Source organism: Lysinibacillus sp. FSL K6-0057, from assembly GCF_038630885.1.
Lineage (GTDB): Bacteria > Bacillota > Bacilli > Bacillales_A > Planococcaceae > Lysinibacillus > Lysinibacillus fusiformis_F.
This window is the reverse complement of record NZ_CP152047.1, coordinates 2,330,748-2,351,888: the sequence shown is the minus strand read 5'-3', so window position 1 is coordinate 2,351,888 and position 21,141 is coordinate 2,330,748. Positions and strand designations below refer to the sequence as shown.

Annotated in this window: 19 protein-coding genes; 5 read left to right on the top strand and 14 right to left on the bottom strand. The window is 38.4% G+C overall.

Going from position 1 to position 21,141, the window contains the following annotated elements; genetic code table 11:
* Window positions 1-82 precede the first annotated feature (82 nt).
* From MHB40_RS11490 to MHB40_RS11470, 5 genes are all read right to left on the bottom strand, one after another.
* Window positions 83-3,277, bottom strand: coding sequence for a hypothetical protein (locus MHB40_RS11490; protein ID WP_342534638.1), 3,195 nt, complete (start codon window positions 3,275-3,277; stop codon window positions 83-85).
* Window positions 3,274-3,942 carry a hypothetical protein gene (locus MHB40_RS11485; RefSeq protein ID WP_342534637.1) on the bottom strand — a complete coding sequence of 223 codons (669 nt, stop codon included), beginning with the start codon at window positions 3,940-3,942 and terminating at the stop codon, window positions 3,274-3,276. The genes MHB40_RS11490 and MHB40_RS11485 overlap by 4 nt, the downstream gene beginning before the upstream one ends.
* Window positions 3,893-5,302, bottom strand: coding sequence for a hypothetical protein (locus tag MHB40_RS11480; protein ID WP_342534636.1), 1,410 nt, complete (start codon window positions 5,300-5,302; stop codon window positions 3,893-3,895). Before MHB40_RS11480 ends, MHB40_RS11485 begins: the two co-directional genes overlap by 50 nt.
* Window positions 5,284-6,489 carry a DUF2399 domain-containing protein gene (locus MHB40_RS11475; RefSeq protein ID WP_342534635.1) on the bottom strand — a complete coding sequence of 402 codons (1,206 nt, stop codon included), beginning with the start codon at window positions 6,487-6,489 and terminating at the stop codon, window positions 5,284-5,286. Before MHB40_RS11475 ends, MHB40_RS11480 begins: the two co-directional genes overlap by 19 nt.
* A gap of 150 nt (window positions 6,490-6,639) precedes the next feature.
* Window positions 6,640-7,020 (bottom strand): PH domain-containing protein, encoded by a 381-nt coding sequence (locus tag MHB40_RS11470; protein ID WP_205443306.1) that lies wholly within the window; start codon window positions 7,018-7,020, stop codon window positions 6,640-6,642.
* Between the two features lie 111 nt (window positions 7,021-7,131).
* Here MHB40_RS11470 and MHB40_RS11465 point away from each other — a divergent pair, with 111 nt between their 5' ends.
* Complete coding sequence (locus MHB40_RS11465) at window positions 7,132-7,521, top strand: hypothetical protein (protein WP_342443727.1); 390 nt, start codon at window positions 7,132-7,134, stop codon at window positions 7,519-7,521.
* Between the two features lie 120 nt (window positions 7,522-7,641).
* On the opposite strand, the gene MHB40_RS11460 is transcribed toward MHB40_RS11465, so the two are convergent.
* From MHB40_RS11460 to MHB40_RS11425, 8 genes are all read right to left on the bottom strand, one after another.
* Window positions 7,642-8,886 carry a methyl-accepting chemotaxis protein gene (locus tag MHB40_RS11460; protein ID WP_342534634.1) on the bottom strand — a complete coding sequence of 415 codons (1,245 nt, stop codon included), beginning with the start codon at window positions 8,884-8,886 and terminating at the stop codon, window positions 7,642-7,644.
* A gap of 159 nt (window positions 8,887-9,045) precedes the next feature.
* The gene (gene aspA, locus MHB40_RS11455; protein WP_205443302.1) at window positions 9,046-10,464 is read right to left on the bottom strand and encodes an aspartate ammonia-lyase; all 1,419 of its coding nucleotides are present in this window, start codon (window positions 10,462-10,464) and stop codon (window positions 9,046-9,048) included.
* A 402-nt stretch (window positions 10,465-10,866) separates the two neighbouring features.
* A complete protein-coding gene (locus MHB40_RS11450) occupies window positions 10,867-11,496 on the bottom strand; it encodes an NAD(P)-dependent oxidoreductase (protein ID WP_342443556.1) in 630 nt (209 codons plus the stop codon).
* Window positions 11,497-11,566: 70 nt separating this feature from the next.
* Entirely contained in the window at window positions 11,567-11,980 is a 414-nt protein-coding gene (locus MHB40_RS11445) for an Rrf2 family transcriptional regulator (RefSeq protein WP_205443299.1), read from the bottom strand.
* Between the two features lie 105 nt (window positions 11,981-12,085).
* Window positions 12,086-12,292, bottom strand: a complete 207-nt coding sequence (locus tag MHB40_RS11440; protein WP_205443298.1) for a thymidylate synthase — start codon at window positions 12,290-12,292, stop codon at window positions 12,086-12,088.
* Window positions 12,293-12,337: 45 nt separating this feature from the next.
* On the bottom strand, window positions 12,338-12,523 hold the full coding sequence (locus MHB40_RS11435) for a hypothetical protein (RefSeq protein WP_342534633.1): 186 nt from the start codon (window positions 12,521-12,523) through the stop codon (window positions 12,338-12,340).
* Between the two features lie 183 nt (window positions 12,524-12,706).
* Window positions 12,707-13,684 carry a thymidylate synthase gene (locus tag MHB40_RS11430; RefSeq protein ID WP_205443295.1) on the bottom strand — a complete coding sequence of 326 codons (978 nt, stop codon included), beginning with the start codon at window positions 13,682-13,684 and terminating at the stop codon, window positions 12,707-12,709.
* A gap of 47 nt (window positions 13,685-13,731) precedes the next feature.
* Window positions 13,732-14,640: a hypothetical protein gene (locus MHB40_RS11425; protein WP_205443294.1), complete on the bottom strand. Its 909-nt coding sequence runs from the start codon at window positions 14,638-14,640 to the stop codon at window positions 13,732-13,734.
* 190 nt (window positions 14,641-14,830) lie between these two features.
* Here MHB40_RS11425 and MHB40_RS11420 point away from each other — a divergent pair, with 190 nt between their 5' ends.
* The 3 genes from MHB40_RS11420 to MHB40_RS11410 all read left to right on the top strand — a co-directional run bounded on the left by MHB40_RS11420 (window position 14,831) and on the right by MHB40_RS11410 (window position 18,054).
* The gene (locus MHB40_RS11420; RefSeq protein ID WP_342534632.1) at window positions 14,831-17,023 is read left to right on the top strand and encodes an ATP-binding protein; all 2,193 of its coding nucleotides are present in this window, start codon (window positions 14,831-14,833) and stop codon (window positions 17,021-17,023) included.
* Window positions 16,998-17,624 carry a response regulator transcription factor gene (locus MHB40_RS11415; RefSeq protein ID WP_342534631.1) on the top strand — a complete coding sequence of 209 codons (627 nt, stop codon included), beginning with the start codon at window positions 16,998-17,000 and terminating at the stop codon, window positions 17,622-17,624. Before MHB40_RS11420 ends, MHB40_RS11415 begins: the two co-directional genes overlap by 26 nt.
* A 229-nt stretch (window positions 17,625-17,853) precedes the next feature.
* Entirely contained in the window at window positions 17,854-18,054 is a 201-nt protein-coding gene (locus MHB40_RS11410) for a cold-shock protein (protein ID WP_004230248.1), read from the top strand.
* Between the two features lie 103 nt (window positions 18,055-18,157).
* On the opposite strand, the gene MHB40_RS11405 is transcribed toward MHB40_RS11410, so the two are convergent.
* Window positions 18,158-19,456 carry a hypothetical protein gene (locus MHB40_RS11405; RefSeq protein ID WP_333006292.1) on the bottom strand — a complete coding sequence of 433 codons (1,299 nt, stop codon included), beginning with the start codon at window positions 19,454-19,456 and terminating at the stop codon, window positions 18,158-18,160.
* 150 nt (window positions 19,457-19,606) lie between these two features.
* Between MHB40_RS11405 and MHB40_RS11400 the strand changes: the two genes are divergently transcribed.
* The gene (locus MHB40_RS11400) at window positions 19,607-21,136 is read left to right on the top strand and encodes an AbgT family transporter (protein WP_342534630.1); all 1,530 of its coding nucleotides are present in this window, start codon (window positions 19,607-19,609) and stop codon (window positions 21,134-21,136) included.
* Window positions 21,137-21,141: the final 5 nt, after the last annotated feature.

The window sequence follows — 21,141 nt, the reverse complement described above, 5'->3', positions numbered from 1 at the left end:
TATTAAAATTAATTGTAAAGGAGTGCCATTTAGAAGTCAATTCTTGCTCGTTTAAAACACAATTTCATTCACCGAAATGGTCCTACACCTTTTGGAAACCAACAATCCTACTTTGTGGGATAGATGAATTATGTTCAATGACAAATACCTTGGAAAAATGGTCGTAATAGGTTTTATCATGAGCTTTTGGAGATAAAATAATTAACTTTCGATTTAACTCTTTTGCATATAAATGAAATACTTTGTCCTTGCGTTCATCATCTAGTGCGCTATCAAACTCATCAAGTACGATATAGCTTGGGGCTATCGAGAGGTTTTGCAATAAAGCTAAGGCAAAGAGGAGCGAGCTTAACGATTCCTCCCCTCCTGAAACACCTTTACCTACTTTGCCATTTCGCGCTTTTAAGCTGACATCCTCCATAGTACCCTGATGACCGATTTTACGAGCTTTCACATAAAGCAAGTATTTAATACGCCCTGCCTTCTCTTCTATTCTTTCTTTTTCGATATGTCCCTCAAAATGAAAGATATCCATATACTTTTGGAACAACATATTAATCTTTGTTAAATACATATTAATGGTCGTTTCTAGTTTATCTTCTAAATCTGCTGCAAAACCCGCATTTTGCTCAAGAAGTATTTCAGCACTTGCTAATTCTGCATTTTTACGCTCAAAATCTTCTTTCATTTTTTCAAAATTTACTTCAGCATGAATATTGACCTTTTCTAGGCGTGCCGCTTCGAATGCTGCAGCTTTTTCTGCATTACCATGAATTAACCTTGCCTCAGACCATTTAATGGAGATGGATTCATCAACAACACATGCTTCGACAGGTAAAATATGCTCTAATTCCTGTAGTTTTATTACTAGACTTGCTTGGCTAGCCTCTAATTGTTCGATTTTTTCTTGCGCTCTCACCATACGTAGCCGACAGTTTGTTAGATTACTATTTATTAATTCAAGCTCTGATTCATGATTTTGTTTTAGTAATTTTAGTTGACGTTTATCATTGGACAGCTCCTCCAATTGCTCTGTCCATTGCTGATGCTCTCTTTTGGAATCATAAATGGTTTTGCGTAATTCTTTTAACATTTGTTCCATTTGCTGTAACTGGATTTGTTGCTCTGCCACTGCCCCTAGCTCCTCATAAATGCGGCACTCCTTCTCTAGCAATTGCAGCTCTTGAAAATGTTCTGCCTGATGTTTTCTAGCTGTTTCCCGCTGTGCCTCCATTTCCACTTGCTCATCATAAATTGCTAACAATTGCTCTGTTAAAGCTTTCTGTTGACTTTCATAGGCATGCAGTTCGCTTTCCTTCAATAGCGTACTTTCAGCCTGTTGAATTTTGCGTAAGTCTCCATGCAATTGGTTAATTTGCTTGATATTATAATCATACTGCGCATTTAACTGTACTTGACGCTCTTGCAAGTTGTTTAAGTTACTCGCCTGGTCTTGTAAGGTTTGTTGAATAGCTGCATCACTTAGAATAAATTGCAGTTGTTCCTGTGCGCCTCTAGCACCACGTTCATCTATAAGCGTACCTGCCTCAATTCGAGGCGTCGAAGTGAAAAATTGCTCGATCCACCACAATGCTTTATTGGCATAGTTTTGTAGTTGCTCAGATAGTCCGCTACGCATTTGTAATCCTAAATGAGGGATATTGTCAATCATACGATTCGGTATGAGCTGCTTTAATGAAACATAATACAAATCATTCAGTGGCTTATAGCTCACCGCATTATAAAAAATAGCGTATTTAATCGCTTCAATACTTGACTCTAACTTTAAAGGCGCACTTGGTGTCAACGAAATTAAATCACGTAATGTATATGCCTCTATACCTTGTCTATGCAAGTCTTCTAGTCCTTGTTGTTGACGAGCAGATCTTACTTTATTTTGTTGTAGCTGCTGGATGATTTTCTGCTTCTCTTGGATGGCGGAAGATAATAACTGTTTTTCCTTTAAAAATTGATGTTGCTGGAGATTTGCAGCATCTAGTTGACTTAAAATAAAACGGCTACTTTGATATAAATGGACGATCTTACGTGCTTCCACTAGATCCTTTTTCAGGTTTTCGAAATGTATCGTCACTCGTGCGCTTTCACTATTCAAAAGTCGTTCGTTATCTCTTAATTGTTGTTCTTTTGTTTTTAGTTGCTTATCTTGCTCTTCAACTTGTTTTAGTAGAATCGCTGTTGCTTTTTGTTTTTCCCAGGTTGTTTGTTCATCGAAACGTAGTCGCTTTGCTTTATCGGAAATTGATTCTAGCTGTGCAGAAAGCTCACTATATCGCCCTAGTAGTGTTTTTTCCTGCTGTACTTCCTCATTTAATAAGGTCTTTGTCTCAATAATTTGTGCTTCAACCTGTTCGCACTCATTCACTACTTGAATTAAATGTTGACCTGTACGCTCCTTTTCGTGCAACAGTAATTTTTGCTTTGTCCCTATTTGTGCTTCTTCTTCCTGCAATTGCTGAAGAATAGCTTGTGTATCAGAGCATTCATTTGAATATTTTTGCAGTAGAACATTTGTATATGTATAATACAGACGACCGTTTTCCAGAATACGTTTTTTATTATTTAAAAAGGCGTTGAGATCATTTTCTGCAATGGTTAGATTATGTTCAGCTGTTTTTACAATGGACGATAAATGGATGATTTCTTGTTTAGCTTCTCTAATTCCTTCTAATGCCGCTTCCCATTCTTTTTGCATATCAGCAATATGAAACATATTACTAAATTGACGAAATCTTTCCTCAGGGTTCATGGCGGCAAATTGGTTCACTTCTTGCTGATACCAAATTAAATGATACAAATCTGGATCAATTTTATATTTAATTTGTAAATCTTCTTTGTAAGCTCCGAAATTCCTTCCTGCTATATTGCCAGAAGTATAAGATGTTATGTTCGTTAACGTATCTTCTGAATCTCCTGTTGTTATACGATACTCTTTTTGCAAGGCACCATTTTTCACAGCTTGTTGTACAATTAATTCAAATGCAATAAATGGCGGCGCATCAATGCGGGTCATGCCTTCATTTTTAAACACTAACGATAATTTCGCATACCATGCTTCATTTGCTTGTAAATTACTCGAGCGTAGCCCTTCAATATCTACTTTTGCAGAATATAATATCGCCCCTATGCAAAACGTTAATGTTGACTTTCCGACACCGTTTGGACCTGTTATTAATACGTGTTCATCAGCTTCACCTAGTATCACCCTTGTTGGAGGATAGTCACGTACGCCCTGTATTTTCAACACGTAAGGAATCATTCTTTGTCCTCCACATGTAAATTATAACGGTTAAAAAATTTCATCACTTCTTCTTTATTCAACTTTGTTTCTTGCGCAAATTCGACTGTACGACGTAAAAAAGATTCGGAGAATAAATGAACACCTATTGTTGTTAATTGATATGCCTCTTCTGAAGATGCTTCATAATCTTCAACAGCTCCCACCTTTTTTAATTGGTCGATATTACTTTTCATTCTTCTATTAGCATTTAAAGACTCATGGCCAAAATCAACTAAAATTTGATGTACTAATGTAAATTCATGGCCTAATACTTCTTGCTGGTAAAACATATAGAGTAAAATCGCCAATGCTTCACTACTCAATGTAGATTTTGCATTTTTCGCTGTGATTCGCATCATAACAACAACACGATCACGCCTTTCATCATAAATAATTTTGAAATAGCGATTTAAAGCTCCATTTACGCGATCTATAAAGGATTGCAAAGCATTGTCGTCATTTTTTATACCTAATAATTTTTCTAACTCCTTCCGACGCAATCCATAATTCGCTCCCTTAATAGAGGCAGATGATGAAAACAGTAATTGCATAAAAGCCAATTCTTCCTCTGTCGTTAAATAGCCTTTTAGATGATCAATCATCGCTAAAGAGCTTATATATGGTATATCGTTTGTCGTCATCATTAATCCACTCCCATTCTTTTTCAAAGTTTGCCGTCTCCGCTTTAGGTGACCTGTCTATTTTTTTACTGCTCGTTAAAGCAGAAACAGCGAGCATTGATAAAACGGCATCATGCCATTTGTTCGAGCTAGCTTGCACGATTAATTCCTCTATTTCACTCTCTCCATGGTCATCTAAGTAATTTTCTATTTTCGTTGTGTCGATTTGGGCCTTTGTCATTTGCCAAGCAGCTTGATCAAACATTTCTTCAATGGAATCTCCCACCATTTCCACTTCTCTATATTCTGGCTCCTCCCGGTCAATGATATCGCCCTCACGTTTTGGCTCATAGGTGGCTAAATAATGGATAGCATCATTAATATCTTGATGTCCTATAGGTGCAGCAAACTTTACCGGCATCCACATGCCATCAAATGTTTCTTCTTCATATTGATTTTGTTCCATAAAGCTAAAGATATCATGTGCTGTCGGAATATTACTATGCAAGGGTGGGTTATACATCGCCAAGATGAAATTTCGTACTTTTTCAGGGGAAATAGCCTCTTCCATCGGTGTTAATTGCATCGTAACGAAACGCACATATTTAGTTAATACGCTTAAACTTAATGTTGTGCCCTTTGTAATGGCTGCCGTTCCACGGTGCATCAAGTCACTCATTACAAGACTTTCCTCTATCGTTTGGAATTGTGCTAAACGCTCCGTCAATTTTTCCTCTAGCCCCAACATTAACTGATTGATTTTTTCTAGTTGTGGCAAGGCATTGCGATCAGCCAAAAATTCAAGCTGTCTATTTTCTAATTGCTCAACGGCTTGCTCTACATTATAAATCATCGACGCAATTTTATTTCCACCTGAAATGCCTTTATCATCATAGGCTGCACTAATTTCTGCATCACGTCTTGCCTGAAATAGTGAACGGCCAATATCATCTTGTAAATAATAAGCAAGTGCATCATTTCCCATACGAATTAAGCCATCCATCATACGCTTGCCTCTGTCCATTAATTTAATTTGCCGCGTCTGCTTTACAACCCAATTATTGCGTTCTAAAATATGGAGCACACGTTGAATGTACTGAAGCGTCGGTGGCTCAGAGTCATTCCCATATGTATGGCGGTAGCGATAATAAAGCGTATCTTCATGATCGATCGGATCTCCAATACCTAAAGATGCCGTATTTAATAATTGAATAATATTTAAAAAGCGGATAATTTCCATTGGTGAATCATACATTTTTTCCGTGCTCAAGTCTTTTAAGACAGCTGACAGAGAAGCTAAATCTCGCATTGATTTCATAAATTCAGCTGAAAAATAATCACTGTGAAAAATCGAAATGGGTGCATTTACATCCACATTTTCCATTCGTTCACTCCTCCCAATTGTTGCTCTTGCTCATGACGATTTTCATGCTGAAGCCACTGCTCGTAAGTTTCAATATCCGTAAAAATTTGCGAATCTCGTCCAATAATTTTAAAGGGACAAGGAAGAAGCTGAATAGCTTTTTTAGCAATCGTTAGTCCTGCCTCATCATAATCCGTCCAAATCAGTACTTGTTGTATGGAACTTTTAAGCAACTGTTTGATAAATTGCTTATGAGCGGATCGAATTTGCCCATCCAAACAAAGCACAAATGAATGGCTTTCTCGTAGAAATTCACTTTCCGTTGCCATACGTGTTAAAATAGCCCTATTTTCCACAAGCCATAGTGTCGTGTTGGAAGTTGTAAATGTCGTTTGTAACACTGTATTATCTGTTGTTGCATGAACTGCACCAAGATGATAGGAGGCTAGCTCTGATTGTGCATGTCCAGTAAAATAGATTGGCACGATTTTCCCTGAGCTTACAAGGCCATAAGACGGGGCATCAATGCCTAATTGTGCGAGATGGGCTAAAAATTCCTCTCGCTCCTGATCAAACATTTTCGAACCACCAATTCGATCTTCATATGTCGCACCTATTTCTTTAAAGTCAAATAAGTCTTTTTGCTGAGCAAGCTGGTACATAGCAATACAAAACTGCATAAACTTTAATTGCTTTACACGACTCCAATAACGAGGCATTGCTTCCGCTGACAGTGCATGTAGAAACAGTGGCGACATTTGTAGGTCATCCGCTTGCTTTCGTAACTGTTCTAGTTGTAGCTCATATTGCTGTTGTTCTTTACTTTTACGATATTTAAGCGCAAACAGATAGGTGGGACCCATCCGATAGACATCATCTTTGATACTTATACCATCTACATGATAACGAATCTCTCGTATTATCCACCCTTCCTGGAGCCAGTCCTGAATCGTTTCAAATGGTTCATTTAGTAGGCGATTTACTTTTGGTGAAAATTTATATTTCACAAGCTCCTGAGGAATAGTTGTCTTCCAAATGGGCTGCTTTGCTACTTTGATTTGGGCAACCTTTTTGTAAATACGTGCGGACCTTCTTACAATCGTTACTGTTTGAATAGGCCCTTGGTATTCAACCTTCTCAATTTTTTCACCTGCCCTCAAAACAACTTCGTTTAAAAATTCAATTGAGGTCTTTTCTTCATATTCCACTATAGATTCCCCTTTATCTCTTCAAGAGACTATTTATTGCTTTATTATACTATGTTGGACAGGGTATTACTTATCGAATTAACGAAGGGCTAGTCCTCTACAACAAAAAAAGCCTCACATAAATGTGGGCTTTCATAACCTATTGAATCCTCACGTCCCCAAAACATACTGCGCTAAGACGCTTTGCACTTTATAAATATTCGTCGCCTTATTGAAGTTTTTTTGAATCGGTAACGGACTGCCAGACACCCATATTTTGAGCTCTGCATCTAAATCAAATGTACCGGCTGTTTCTACTGAAAAATGAACGATATTTTTATAGGGAATGGAATGATATTCCGTTTTCTTGCCAGTCACCCCTTGCTTATCGATGAGGATTAATCGTTTATTGGTAAAAATAAACGTGTCTCTAATAATTTTATAGGCATTCTTGATTGTCTCGTTTGGAATTAATAAATCATGGACCTCCTCCTGTAGTTTTTCTAAATTCACCTCGCTTGCATTGCCGATTAATCCATCAAATAAGCCCATTATCTGTCCCCCTTTCGCTGTCGTTTATTTAATGTATTACAAAAAAGTAAGAGCTACGACAGAAAATGGTGGTATTATTTAGCATATAGAGGGGGTGAGCGGTTGCGAACAATGATGATTGCTTTATTGTCTCTAATAGCCGTTGTTTTACTAGGATGTAATGAAAAACCAGATGATGCATTAGCTAAGGTCAGCATTTCTATTGGTGCTAAATTTAACAAGGTGAACACTGATTTTTTTAAAGAATATACGGATGAAGAATCACTTACACTATTCCAACAAGTCATAACAACAGCGGTCAAAAACGAGGGTATTGTCAATATGGCTACACCTGAATATGATGTACAAATAGTGGATACGGCAGGAAACAAATATGGCTATCACCTTTGGTTAGGTGATAAAGGTCAAAACAGTGGATTGATGCATGTCAAGGATACCCATTCAATTTACACAATCTCAGAGGATTTCACTGAGAAATTAGCTGCGCTGGTTCGACAATAAAAAACACTTTCCAAGTATTCTAGGAAAGTGTTTTTACGATCAATTAGTGCCATTGTGTGGCTTTTCGTAGTATTGATGAAGGTGCAGGGCTAAACAATCTTGAAAATATCTATTTCTTGTTTAGACACGGAATTGATTTGTTAACTTTTGTAAGTTATCGGCTTGAACACTTAAATCCTGTGTGACATGATTAACAGCTTGCATAGAGGCTGTTTGCTCATCCATTGAATGTAACACAGCTTCTGTATAATTCGATAGCTTGCCCATGCCAGCTGCGATGGTTGTCACAGTGGATGCCACTTCATTGGCGCTGCTTGAAAGCTGTTCAGCTGTCGTCGAAATATCCTCAAGCTGACTCGTCATCTGACTAACATGCTGTGAAATCGTGCCAAATGATTTTGTTGCCTCGTCAATGACATAGACCCCCTGTTGGACATTTTTCAAATCATCTTCCACTGATGAGGCTACCTGTTTTGTATCACTTTCTATTCCCACAACTAAATCCACAATTTGTGTAGCGGAATGCTTTGATTGCTCTGCTAATTGGCGCACTTCTTCAGCTACAACGGCGAAGCCTTTACCATGCTCTCCAGCGCGTGCTGCTTCTATCGCTGCATTTAATGCTAATAGATTGGTTTGATCCGTAATAGCTGTAATCATGTCTGTCATCGATTTAATATCTGACATTTTAAGGGATAATTGCTGCATCAGTCCGCTCGTTTTTTCTGTTGAAGAGGAAATGAATTGCATTTGTTCTTTTGCCACATGTAAAATATTCGCACCATTTCCCGCTATTTCGCTGGCATCTTTCGCATGCACGAACACATCTTGTGTGGCTACTGTAATTCGCTCAATTCCATCAACGGTTTCTTGCATAGACTGGGCACTATCATTCGCCGATTGTGCCGCTTGCTTCAAGCCGTCTGACGTCTTCTCCATTTGTTGATCGACTTCTTCCACAGCTAGCGTAATTTCATTTGTACTTGCCGATAATTCCTCAATGCTTGCGGATAAATCCGTAGAGCTGTGCGCAATTTTTTGTGTCATTGTTCGTAATTGTCCCTGCATCTCTAAAAAGGATTGTGCTAGTTGAGAAATTTCACCATTGTCACGAACTTCAATGACAACTGTATCTAATTGGCCTGCCGTAATCCCTTGTGCAGCTTCTGTTATTTGTTTGATAGGCTGTATCACTTTGTAGTGGACATACACCGTGTAAGATAGTGTAATAGCGATTCCTACAATCGTTAACACGGTAGAAAACCAATCTAATGTCGTTACATTGGCTAAATCGATGAATAAAATAATAATCATTAAAACATTTAAAACGGAAAAGCCAAGTAAACTCTTTTTTCGTAAACTCATAACAAATTCCCCCAACTAAAATATGTCTTCCATACCATTATTATAGTTGAATAATCCTGAAACGCATAAGGATACGCTCTATTTTTATATGAGGAAAGGTCTACAAAAAAAGACTGTAGACAGCCTTTTAGGGCATGTCTACAGTCCATCATTTTCGCTTTATTTTAGTTTCATGATACTAGAGCCCGCAATACCTGGGTGTGTCATTTCATAAGGGTCTAAAATTAAGTCTAATTGTTCTTTTGTTAGGACGCCTTCTTCAATACAAAGCTCACGAATGGAACGACCAGTTAGAATGGCTTCACGTGCAAGACGTGCTGCTACTTCATAGCCAATATGTGGGTTTACAGCAGTTAGTACCCCTACACTTTTCTCTACATATTCTTTCATGCGCTCTTCATTTGCTTCGATATCTTTTAAGCAGTTTTCTGTAAACGCACGGAAAACATTATTCATAATGCTAATGGATTGGATTAGGTTAAACACTAATACAGGCTCCATTACGTTTAATTCTAATTGGCCAGCTTCAGATGCTAGAGAGATTGTATGGTCATTCCCGATTACTTGGAAGGCTACTTGGTTCAGTACCTCTGGCATAACTGGGTTGACTTTACCTGGCATAATTGAAGATCCTGGTTGACGAGCCGGTAACAGGATTTCTCCTAAGCCTGCGCGTGGACCAGAAGCCATTAAACGTAAGTCGTTAGCAATTTTAGACATATTAATCATACAGATTTTTAAAGCACCTGATACTTCTGTATAAGCATCTGTATTTTGTGTCGCGTCCACTAAATGTGTCGCACCTTTTAATGGTAAACCAGAAATTTCAGCAAGATGCTCATCAACGGATTTAATGTAGTCTGGGAAGGCATTTAAGCCTGTTCCGACAGCCGTTGCACCCATGTTCACATCATATAAATTTGGACGTGTTTGACGAATGCGTACGATATCACGGTTAATCACGCGGCAATAAGCTTCAAACTCTTGTCCTAAGCGAATTGGCACGGCATCCTGTAAATGCGTACGACCCATTTTAATGACATGTGCAAATTGCTCTGCTTTTTGATGGAAAACCGATTGCATATAATCCATCGTTACTAATAATTCATCTATTAAATTTAACACAGCGATATGAATAGCTGTTGGGAACGCATCATTTGTTGATTGTGACATATTAACATGACTGTTTGGACTTACTGTGTGATAGTCACCTTTTTCTTTCCCCAAAATTTCTAGGGCACGGTTGGCGATGACCTCATTAGCATTCATATTGATGGATGTACCTGCTCCACCTTGGATTGGGTCTACAAGGAATTCTGCATCCCATTTGCCATCAATTACTTCTTGTGCTGCTTCGACAATTGCCTCACCAATTTCTTTTGATAATAGGTGTACTTCCATATTACTTAAAGCCGCTGCCTTCTTCACAATCCCCATCGCCTTAATAAGTGAAGAGTGAATTGTGTAGCCTGTAATTGGGAAGTTTTCCGTTGCACGTAATGTTTGAATTCCGTAATAAGCCTCTGCTGGTAATACGCGCTCACCTAAAAAATCTTTTTCTATACGTTGTGTTGACATGATTGTCGTCTCCTTTTATGTAATACTCACACTTGATAGTAGCTAATAAAAGTCGTATTGTAAACAGTCATTTTTCTGTAAACGAAAAAAATCCTTCAAAAAAGCAAAAAAATCACAAAAAACCGAGCGCTTTTTATCTTGATTCAGCAAATGTTTTGTGCAATGAAAGCCAATGTAAGGTACTTAGGACTTGCTCATAATATTTGCTCAAAATTCCACTGAAATAGAAGAACACCGTCAAAAGCGCCACGTCCTGTGGCATTGACAGTGTGACCAACTTCGTGTTGCCTCAAAGCCTCCGGCGGATGTCACAGATTTTGCAGAGGAGCTTTTCGAGCAAGCTCGAAAAAATCTGGACGCATACGCCGAGGCGAAATGGATAGAAGCGCTCGGTTGTATTTATTATTTATTCGACGTTACTGTGAAACGGCTATTGACATGCTGTGGGTTTTCTAATTCATCTACGACAGCCACTGCATAATCGGCATAGCTGACATAGCTTTCCCCTGCATCATTTACTAATAAATGGTCGACACCTGCTGTATAGTGACCTGTACGTGGTCCTTCTGGATCGAAAAATGCAGATGGACTGATAAATGTCCAAGTAATGGATGATTGTTGTAAATCCTGTAGGTTATGTCCTTGATTTTGCGCTGTCGCTAAGTATATTGCTGGGAAATCTGGTGTATCCATCACACGCACTTTTTTCTCTGGGTCCACAAATAGACTGCCCGCTCCCCCTACAACCACTAATTTTGTAGCAATACCTTGGAAAATCGAGATCAAATGACGACCCGCTTTTACATGTAACTCTTCTTGTCCAGCTGGTGCACCAAATGCATTGACAACCACATCGAAGCCTTTTACATCTTCTTGTGTCACATCAAACACATCTTTTTCAATTACTGGAATCGCGGCTGTCACTTTTGCTGCTGAACGAACGATGGCTGTAACGTCATGCCCACGTTGTAGTGCTTCCTCTACTATTTTTTGTCCTGCTTTCCCTGTTGCACCAATTACGGCAATTTTCATGATTTATTCCTCCTAAGGTTTAGTTGTAACCATTTTAGTTACAGGTTAGATACAAGAAGACCATCTCCGTCTAAGTACGAAGCTGATCTAGCACATCCTGTAGCGTCTGTGCTTGTAATTGCTCTTCCATTGCCTGCCACACAGATGTATAGACACCCTCCAATGTATGCTGGATTTTTTGACCTACTGCACACGCTGGATTCGGCTCATCATGAATCGCAAAAAGCTGCTCTGGTCCATCAATTGCCTGATAAATAGCCAGCAGTGTTAAATCCTTTGGCTCCACTAACAGCTCATAGCCAGCCATGCCAGAATGAGAAGAAAGTAAGCCTGCTTTTTTTAGCACACCAATCATTCGTCTTACAACGACTGGATTGGTATTGACACTTCCAGCAATAAAGTCAGACGTTAGCAGACTTTTATCAGATATTGTGGCAATGAGCGAAAGAATATGGATCGCTACCGAAAATCGACTGTTCACCATATGTATCACCACCTGTTGTAACTATTATAGTTACAGGTACAGAAAAAAGTCAAGCACTGTGACCTGTATGTATTGTTGCCCGTTTTTCTGTTGCTAATGTATGGCTTATATTTTTTTCACATAAATCACTAATTCCTGACGTATTTGGCCATTGTCCTCATAAAAATCTAAATTGTGAAATTCATATTTAAAGTGACCTCCAGGAAATGTCACACTTTCTCCCTGTGCTGCTGCCAAAATGCCTGCTACATCTTGTGACACCATATGTAACAGCTCTTCCCCAGAAAAAGAATCGATAAAAATAACGTTCATAAAAAAACACCTCCACAGCCATTATAGCTTAGGAGGCGCTTACATTTATAGTATTTCTTTATAACCTTTCAAACGAATCTCTTCGATGATTTGCATCATTTCCTGAATTTGCTGCTGTGACAATTCGATCGAGTTACAGGAAAATGCATGCTGCACAGAACCCATGCTTTGTTCTGGATCACCTGGCTGTCGATCATATTCATCTACTAGAAGTACCATTGCATTTTTCACAACTATCACCCCTACAATATAATGGACTAACACCATTATACCAAATAATGCTAATTATACCATAATAACTATAATCAATTTCTCTTCATCCAGTCATCCAACTACCTACCTATTTCGTAAAACAAATCGTTAGACCTAATTATTTGTTTGAAAAAACAGCAACCATAAAGGCTGCTGTTAGTATTATACGGCAATCGGTGCTTTAATCGCAGGATGTGGATCATATCCTTCAATGGATAAATCCTCAAGCTCTATATCGAAGATCGATGTTTTATTTGGATTGATGTGCAATGTTGGTAGGTTCCTTGGCTCACGTGATAGCTGTTCTTTCACTTGCTCCACATGGTTCGCATAAATATGCGCATCCCCAATGCTATGAATAAATTCGCCAACCTCTAGTCCGCATTCATGTGCGATCAAATGTGTTAATAAGGCGTAAGACGCAATATTGAATGGACAGCCTAATAATGTATCTAAGCTTCGTTGCATTAACTGACAGCTTAATTGACCATTTGCTACATAAAACTGGAACATGACATGACATGGCGGTAATGCGGCTTTACTGCCCTTTGCCCCCGCATTGATAACATCCTCAGGATTCCATGCATTGACAATAATACGTCGTGAGTCAGGATGATGCTTAATTTGATCAATGACATCCTGTAGCTGATCAAGGCTTTCGCCATCAGAAGTTGTCCAATGGCGCCATTGTTTGCCATAGACATTTCCAAGATCTCCATATTGCTGTGCAAAGGCATCGTCTGTTAAGACACGTTCACAAAATGAAGCAAGCTCTTTTTGATATAATGCATTAAATGACTCGTCTACTAAACAGCGACGGCCAAAATCTGTCATATCTGGCCCTGTATAGTCGTCCGATTCCACCCATTTTTTGAATGCCCATTCATCCCAGATGTGGTTATTATGCTGCAATAGGTAACGGATATTGGTATCCCCTTTAATGAACCATAATAATTCACTTGCTACAAGCTTAAAAGGCACACGTTTTGTCGTTAGAAGAGGAAAACCTTTGCTTAAATCAAAACGCATCTGATAACCAAAGACACTGTATGTACCTGTCCCCGTTCGATCCTCTTTCTTCGTGCCATTTTCTAATATATGTTGTAGTAAATTTAAGTACGCTAATTCTGGATGCGTCATTTTTCTTCAACAGCTCCTTCAAGTTTGCTGTTGACCATTATACCATTTCACAACGAATTATTGTTGAGCTCCCTTGAAATTTCACTTTCTGTTGTGACGAAAAAAGTGGGAAGCAAGATGATATTCAGTAAAACAGGGCCAACGATAACTAATAAATCAATGCCCGGACTAAAATATAACCCAAATGCTGTAATCAGGCCCGATAATACAAGGAACACGATTTGCGCGACAATGATCAAGATCGGCACCAATTGATACAGGTAATTGAGTTTACGGAACTGATGCAGATTGTCTGGGTTTTCAATGATTTTCCTTTTTAAGCGTCTAGACAAAATGAGACAAGCAAGCAGTTGGACACCCATAAAGCAAAAATAGATGACACTATATAGAAGCAACTGACTTTTTTGAATCGTGCCATCAAAATGACCCACCCTTTGGTTCAATAAGTCATGGACCGCTCCCTCATAAACATATTCACGCTCGCTTAAAAAAGTAAAAGGCTCCATAAAGCCAAGTGCTGTCCAATCCTTTGTATTGACAGTCCAATTGGATAATTTACTCGCTAAAATGCGCAATTGAATAGGATCTTGCTCACCAAACATCCCTACGAGATTACGATAGGGAATCGCTACTTTGAGCTGACCATCTTGCTTTTCTTGATATAAATCCTGAATATAAAAGGTATAGGCAACATCGGATTTATTGGCCTCGTAACGGGTCTCTCCAATTTTCCAATGATTAGCTAAGGAGGCTTGAATGCCGTTTTTCATTTCTGTATAGGGCACATCCTTATGTAAATGCTTCGGAATCTTATAGACAAAATGATGATCACTGCCAATAAGACCGATTTCTACTTCGACTTTATCTTGATTCACCGTTTTAGCCATCGTGGTCAATGGAATGGTGATCATAGCGATGAGGAAAAAAAGAATAAGTGTTAGAATACCTTTTTTCACGCAATAGTCCCCCTATTCGTCACTAATGATTAAATTTACCGTATCATAGCCATGTCCGAAAACACTATTTCGTTATTCCGAAAAAACAATAGTGGTTTTCCGAAACACGTTATTTCGGTATTCCAAATTTATCAATAATTAGCGATAATATATAGGAGATTCTAATCATAAGCAAAATCGAGGTTTCACAATGAAAAAATGGACATATTGTATTTTTCTTACATATTTAATACTTGGTATTTATGTATTAGGTATTGCCATCAAAACACCCTTTATTAGTCTCACTCTTGAGACGACAAATGGGCAGCCTGCTTTTATGGATAGCTATTACCCTGAATGGGCACAGCAAAAAAATATTGAAAAAGGGGATGTCATTGTGGCGATCGATGGGCAGCCAACCATGGAGAATCGCTACGTTCAGCGACAAATGGTCGTTAGAAGTGCCAATTCATTAACGATCCAAAAGGCCGATAAGAGCATTCAAACCATTGCAGTCCAGCATCGAGATATGCCAGAAGAATTATATTTGCAAATTTTGTTCCCAATCTTTTATTTTCTCCTAGCTTTCAGCGTCGCCCTTTATGTTTGGCGACGTAATCAAAACAATCTTGCAACGTTTTTATTGATCCTGTTTTTATTAACCTGTTCCATGGCCTATATCAGTACGGGCGCATCAGCAAGAGGAAATATGATTGGGATGTTTGTCATTGGCATTTGTATTATTTTATGCATGGTTCTCTTTATTCACTTTTTACAACACTTTTTCAAGTACCTACGAATCAAATGGACATACCCTCACAGTAAATGGCTATACTTATTAACACTTATCATCCCTGGCTGTTATCTAATGGAGAGCGTCATGCCCGCAATACGTGAGGTCACGCCTATCTTGAACTTAAGTTTATTTGCTATCCTTGTGCTGTATGCTATTTATATTTTATTAACGAGTTATTTACGCACAAAATTGGCAAAAATTCGTTTAATTGCGCTTGCCTTTATCGTGCCGTTTTTGCCCTTTTTATTATTTTTCGTTACACCTGAAATTTTAGGACATAAGCCGATATTACACGCTGAAATCGCCGCATTGTTTTTATTATTTATTCCGTTCTCTTTTCTGTTCATTCAGGTGAACGAACGATTATTCGATATTGAATACCAATTATCACGATTACGCTATTATTCAACACTAGCCTTTTTCAGTGCGCTTCTGTTGACAGCGGGAATTGCCCTGTTATTCTTGGGGCAGCTATCCATCGTCCATGTCACAAGTATTTTTTTACTTGTCTTCATGGTTATCATTGCGAGCTTCTATATAAAAGAGCGCATTGATTTTAAGTATCGAAAAATTATCTTCTCTTCTACTGGAAATTATGTACATAATTTATATGCGGCTGTTCAGCGCATGGGCAAAGCAAAAAACCAGCAAGAATTATTGGATCGTTTTAAATATGAAATTACCGAGAAGCTTGGTACAACAGCGTTTCATATCTGTACGATAACAGAAGATTCTCCACAGCATCTAAGCCACTATACACAATTACTATTACATGATGCTGGAGAGGAAAAGATCATGCTAGAAATACGACATGCCCTGCAAAAGGAAGAGCTCCTTTGGTTAGAATTGCTTGCGCTGTATGTGTCGATGTTTATCAATAATTTACAGCAAATTGAGGATTTAGTTCAGGAAATTCAGCATATGAAAAACACCAGTGATACACCGCTTCCTTGGCTCGATAAATTGCTATGGAATATTATTGAGAAAGAAAAGAGTATTTTAGCACAGGAATTACATGACACCATTTTGCAGGAGCAGCTTCATTTAGCCAGAGAGCTTGATGTCCTTGCCGGCTCTCCTACTATTAAAAAGGAAACCGTGCTAGCTATTCGTGAACAGCTATTAAACGCAACAAAGGACTTACGAGAATATTGCGAGAACCTAAGTCCCCCACTATTGGATACCTTTGGCTTACAAATGGCGTTAAAAAAACTCATTCAAAAGGTCAAAATACGGGCTGACTTTTTACTAAACGCACAAATTGATCGTGTGCACTTCCAGGATGTCACCCTTCATCTCGTGGTCTATCGTCTCGTTCAAGAGCTGTTAAATAATGCAATCAAGCATGCCGAAGCAACAGAGGTTTCGCTACAATTACAAGCAATCCCTCAAGGCTTTATCCTTCAATATGATGATAACGGTATTGGCTGCGACATTGACGACTTAATTCAGTCCTCTGCATCAATGGGCATTAATGGCATTCGTGAACGTGTCCGTGCTTTTAATGGTGACATCACCATCCAATCGAGTCGTAATGAAGGCATGCATATTTTTATACAAATACAAGAGGACGGGGATTCATATGATGAACATACTTATTATAGATGACCATCCTGTCGTTTTAGATGGTACGAAAACATTGTTGCAGGATTTAGCCAATGTTCATATCGAAACCGAGCAGGATAGCGCAGCCGTATTATCAAGAATGGATACAGATACCTTTCAATTATTTTTAATTGATATCAATATGAAGCCAATCAACGGCATTCAACTATCAGAGATGATCAAGAAAAAACAACCAGAGGCATTGATCATTCTTTATACAGGCTACGAACTTTCCGATTATTATGAGCTGCTGATTGAGAAAAAAATTGACGGCCTCTTATCAAAGCTGGCGACAAAGGAGCAAGTCATACAAACCATTCAAGCAGCCCTAAGAGGTGAGATTTTACTAGCAGCTGATTTCTTAGACTTTGTCCAGCAACGCACCAACCTGCCGAATGTTCAGCAGGAGGTTTTACTGAGCGACAAGGAACAGGAAATACTACAGCTTGTTGCCCAAGGCTGTACAAATAAAGCCATCGCCTCTGCTATCGGTGTCACACAGCGTACGGTGGAAAATTATTTATCCAAGCTATTCGTCAAGCTCAATGTAGAATCACGGGCAGAGGCTGTCATCGTCGCCAAGGAAAAAGCATGGATCAATTAATGAGGAGCTAGCGTTTCTTTACTATTAGATTACAAATGTAAATTTTTCCTTACTAAAAACGGAATTTACTGGATATACAAACAATTCTGTACTATAATAAGGGTAATAATTACATTACTTCATTGCTATGATTAAAAACGCGTATTCAAAAGTAATACGAGCTTTTGAATACGTTTTTTATATGTGATAGAAGCAATTGATTGTTGAATTTTTTTGGGAGGGTGTTTACATGACACAAGGTACAGTTAAATGGTTTAACGCAGAAAAAGGTTTTGGCTTCATCGCAGTTGAAGGTGGCAATGATGTATTCGTACATTTCTCAGCTATCCAATCTGATGGCTTCAAAACTTTAGAAGAGGGCCAAAAAGTTGAATTCGGCGTAGAAGAAGGCAGCCGCGGACCTCAAGCAACGAATGTAGTGAAACTATAATCTTCACTTAACATAGACGTGCATAGAAAAAGAGACATCCATTTACGGATGTCTCTTTTTCCTGTTGCGTAGGTAGTCCCCCGTATTATCCATCACATTTTAACTAATATAAATGAATTTGATAGTACTTTTTAGGGCGTCCACGCGTGGTAGACGTGTTGCTTGGTAATTCGTGTGCTAAATTTTTTTCATGGAGCTGCTTTAAAATGCGATTTGCAGAGCGTACAGTAATGCCGAGATGTGTGCTGAGCAGTTCCCCACTGACGATGGTTGTCGTTAGTTTTTCCAGCATCGCTTCAATTTTTTGTAATTGTAATAAGGGAATATCATATGTCGTACTTAAATTTTTTAAGTGCTGTTGTTTTTCATCGTCAAACTGCAGCATCGTTCCATATAATAAAGGCCCGATTTCTCGTGTATTTTCAATAATGTATCCCTGTGTTTCCTTTGAAGAACAGAGGGTTGCGGCTTTTTTCGCAAACTCCTGACTTTCAATTAGAGAGTCACCTATTCCCCAGCCTATTCTGACAGGAAACGATAGCTTCTCATTTAAAAAATCAACTAGGTGACAATGTGAATAACGATTCGTTGTACTTAAAAATTGCTTATAGGTCGTGATAATTGCAATAAACGATGCCTCACGATGTACGATAAATGAGCTAGCATACAGTTGTTTGAAGTCTAATATAGTTTTATATAAGGCAATTTGCCGATATTCTAGGTCTTCTATATTCGATTTATCTATCGGAATTAAAATATGCACTACCACTACTTTATTTTGGTTAAGCTGTTGAATTTGCAGTTGATTGAGAAAATGATCTAATGTTAATTGCATGGCATATTGAGACGGGTAAAAAGCGATAAACGGTATATTTTGATCAGCTAAGCGCTCACGTATTTCTGCAATGCGGGTAAAGCTCAAATCAACCTTGTTTTCGTTATGCAATTGTATGTGCCATTCAGCAGCTTTGTCGATAATATCACTACTTGCATACTCGCTCATCGTTTGGCTAAAAAGATAAGGTTTTTTTCCAATCGACCATTCATGAATACCCAAATAGCCGTTTTCTTCATAGCAAAAGTCGATGGCAATGCGATTCATAGCAATCTTTTTCTCATAAAAAAGCTCTGTAACGGTACGATAAAAATCCCGCTCTGAAATATCAAAATAATGCATGGGTACCGTTGCTTCTTGAAAATGCTTTTGCGCATAGAAATAGGGAATTTGCCCGCTAAAAAGCGCCCCATCTCCCCCTTCCAGATACTTTTCCAAAAGCTCATTTAAATGTTCAAAATCAGTATAAGCGTAGTAATGAAATTCACAAAAAGAGGGTTTAATTTTTTCAAGCTGTTGAACCCATGAAAGTGAGCGTTTTGCGGTAAAAACATTAATTTTATACATACAGATAGCTCCTTAATAAAAAATAAATATTGAAAATAGTCAGAAAATATGGTTTCTTTGTATAAAGGACATAGATTTCCAATGTCTTAAAATAAAGACATTGGATTTTTAAAGGTTAAGTCTAATAAAGTATAAAAGGAGATGAAATTTATGCAAGGGAATTCACAAACAATTAAGAAAAAATCTTGGATTGACAACATGTTAGATAAAATCGAGCGTGCAGGTAATAAGTTACCAGACCCTATCACGTTATTTATCATTCTAGCAGGTGTAGTACTAGTTTTATCATGGGTCTTTTCTATGCTAGGTATTTCAGCAGTCCAACCCGGTACAAACGATGTCATTCAAGTAAAAAATCTGCTAAGCCAAGAAGGACTCATCTTAATTTTAACGCAGATGGTTTCAACATTTACAGGCTTTGCTCCTTTAGGGTTAGTCATCGTGACCATGATAGGTATCGGTTTAGCTGAGCAAACAGGTCTCATTTCGGCTGTCATGAAAAAAATTGTGATGTCAGCACCTACAAAATTAATTGTACCTTTTATCATTTTTACAGGTTTAGTTGGTAACTTAGCTGCTGATGCGGCATTTATCATTTTACCACCCATTGCAGCCATGATTTTTATGAGCGTTGGTCGAAATCCATTAGCAGGCTTAATTATTACATATGCAGCTGTAGCTGGAGGCTTCAGTGCCAACATATTAATTAGCTCTCTAGACGTATTATTATTAGGGATTACAGAATCAGCAGCACAGATAGCAGACCCTGCGTACACTGGTCGGGCAACGATGAACTATTACTTCTTAATTGCTTCGACTTTTTTATTAGTCATTATTGGTACATGGGTTGCAAAAAAGTTTACAGAGCCTCGCTTTGGTACGTTTCATGGTGAAATTGAAAAGCTAGAGCCATTGACAGCATTAGAAAAGCGAGGGTTAAAATGGGCTGGAATCGTAACGGCAGTTTATAGTCTAGTGATTGCCTTTACAGTCATTCCATCGAACGGTCTTTTACGTGATCCTGCAACAGGTGGCTTTTTAAATTCACCTTTCATGTCAGGCATTGTACCCATCATGTTATTCTTCTTCCTATTACCTGGTCTTGCCTATGGTATTGCAGCGAAGGAAGTTAAAAACGATAAGGAAGTTGCAGAGAAAATTTTTAAATCCATTGCTGATATGGCGCCCTTTATTGTATTAGCGTTTGCGGCTTCACAAATGATTGCCTTTTTCAACTGGAGCAATATTGGTTCTATTTTAGCCATTAAAGGTGCGGAGCTTTTACAAGCATTAAATTTTACAGGTTTACCAATGATGATCGGATTTGTTTTAATTTGTGCCTTTGTCAACTTATTAATCGCAAGCGCCTCTGCAAAATGGGCTTTACTTGCACCGATCTTCGTACCGATGTTCCTATACTTAGGCTATTCCCCAGCAGTTACACAAATGGCCTATCGTGTAGGTGATTCGATTACAAATCCAATTACACCTATGTTACCGTATTTCGCGATTTTACTGTCGTTTGCAAAGCGCTATGATAAAAATATCGGTATCGGTACGCTTATCTCTTCTTTATTACCGTTCTCAGTGTTTTTCGCAATCGGCTGGATTATCCTCTTCGCCATTTGGTTCCTACTCGGTCTACCGCTTGGCCCAGGAGATTATATTTACTTAAAATAAGGAGT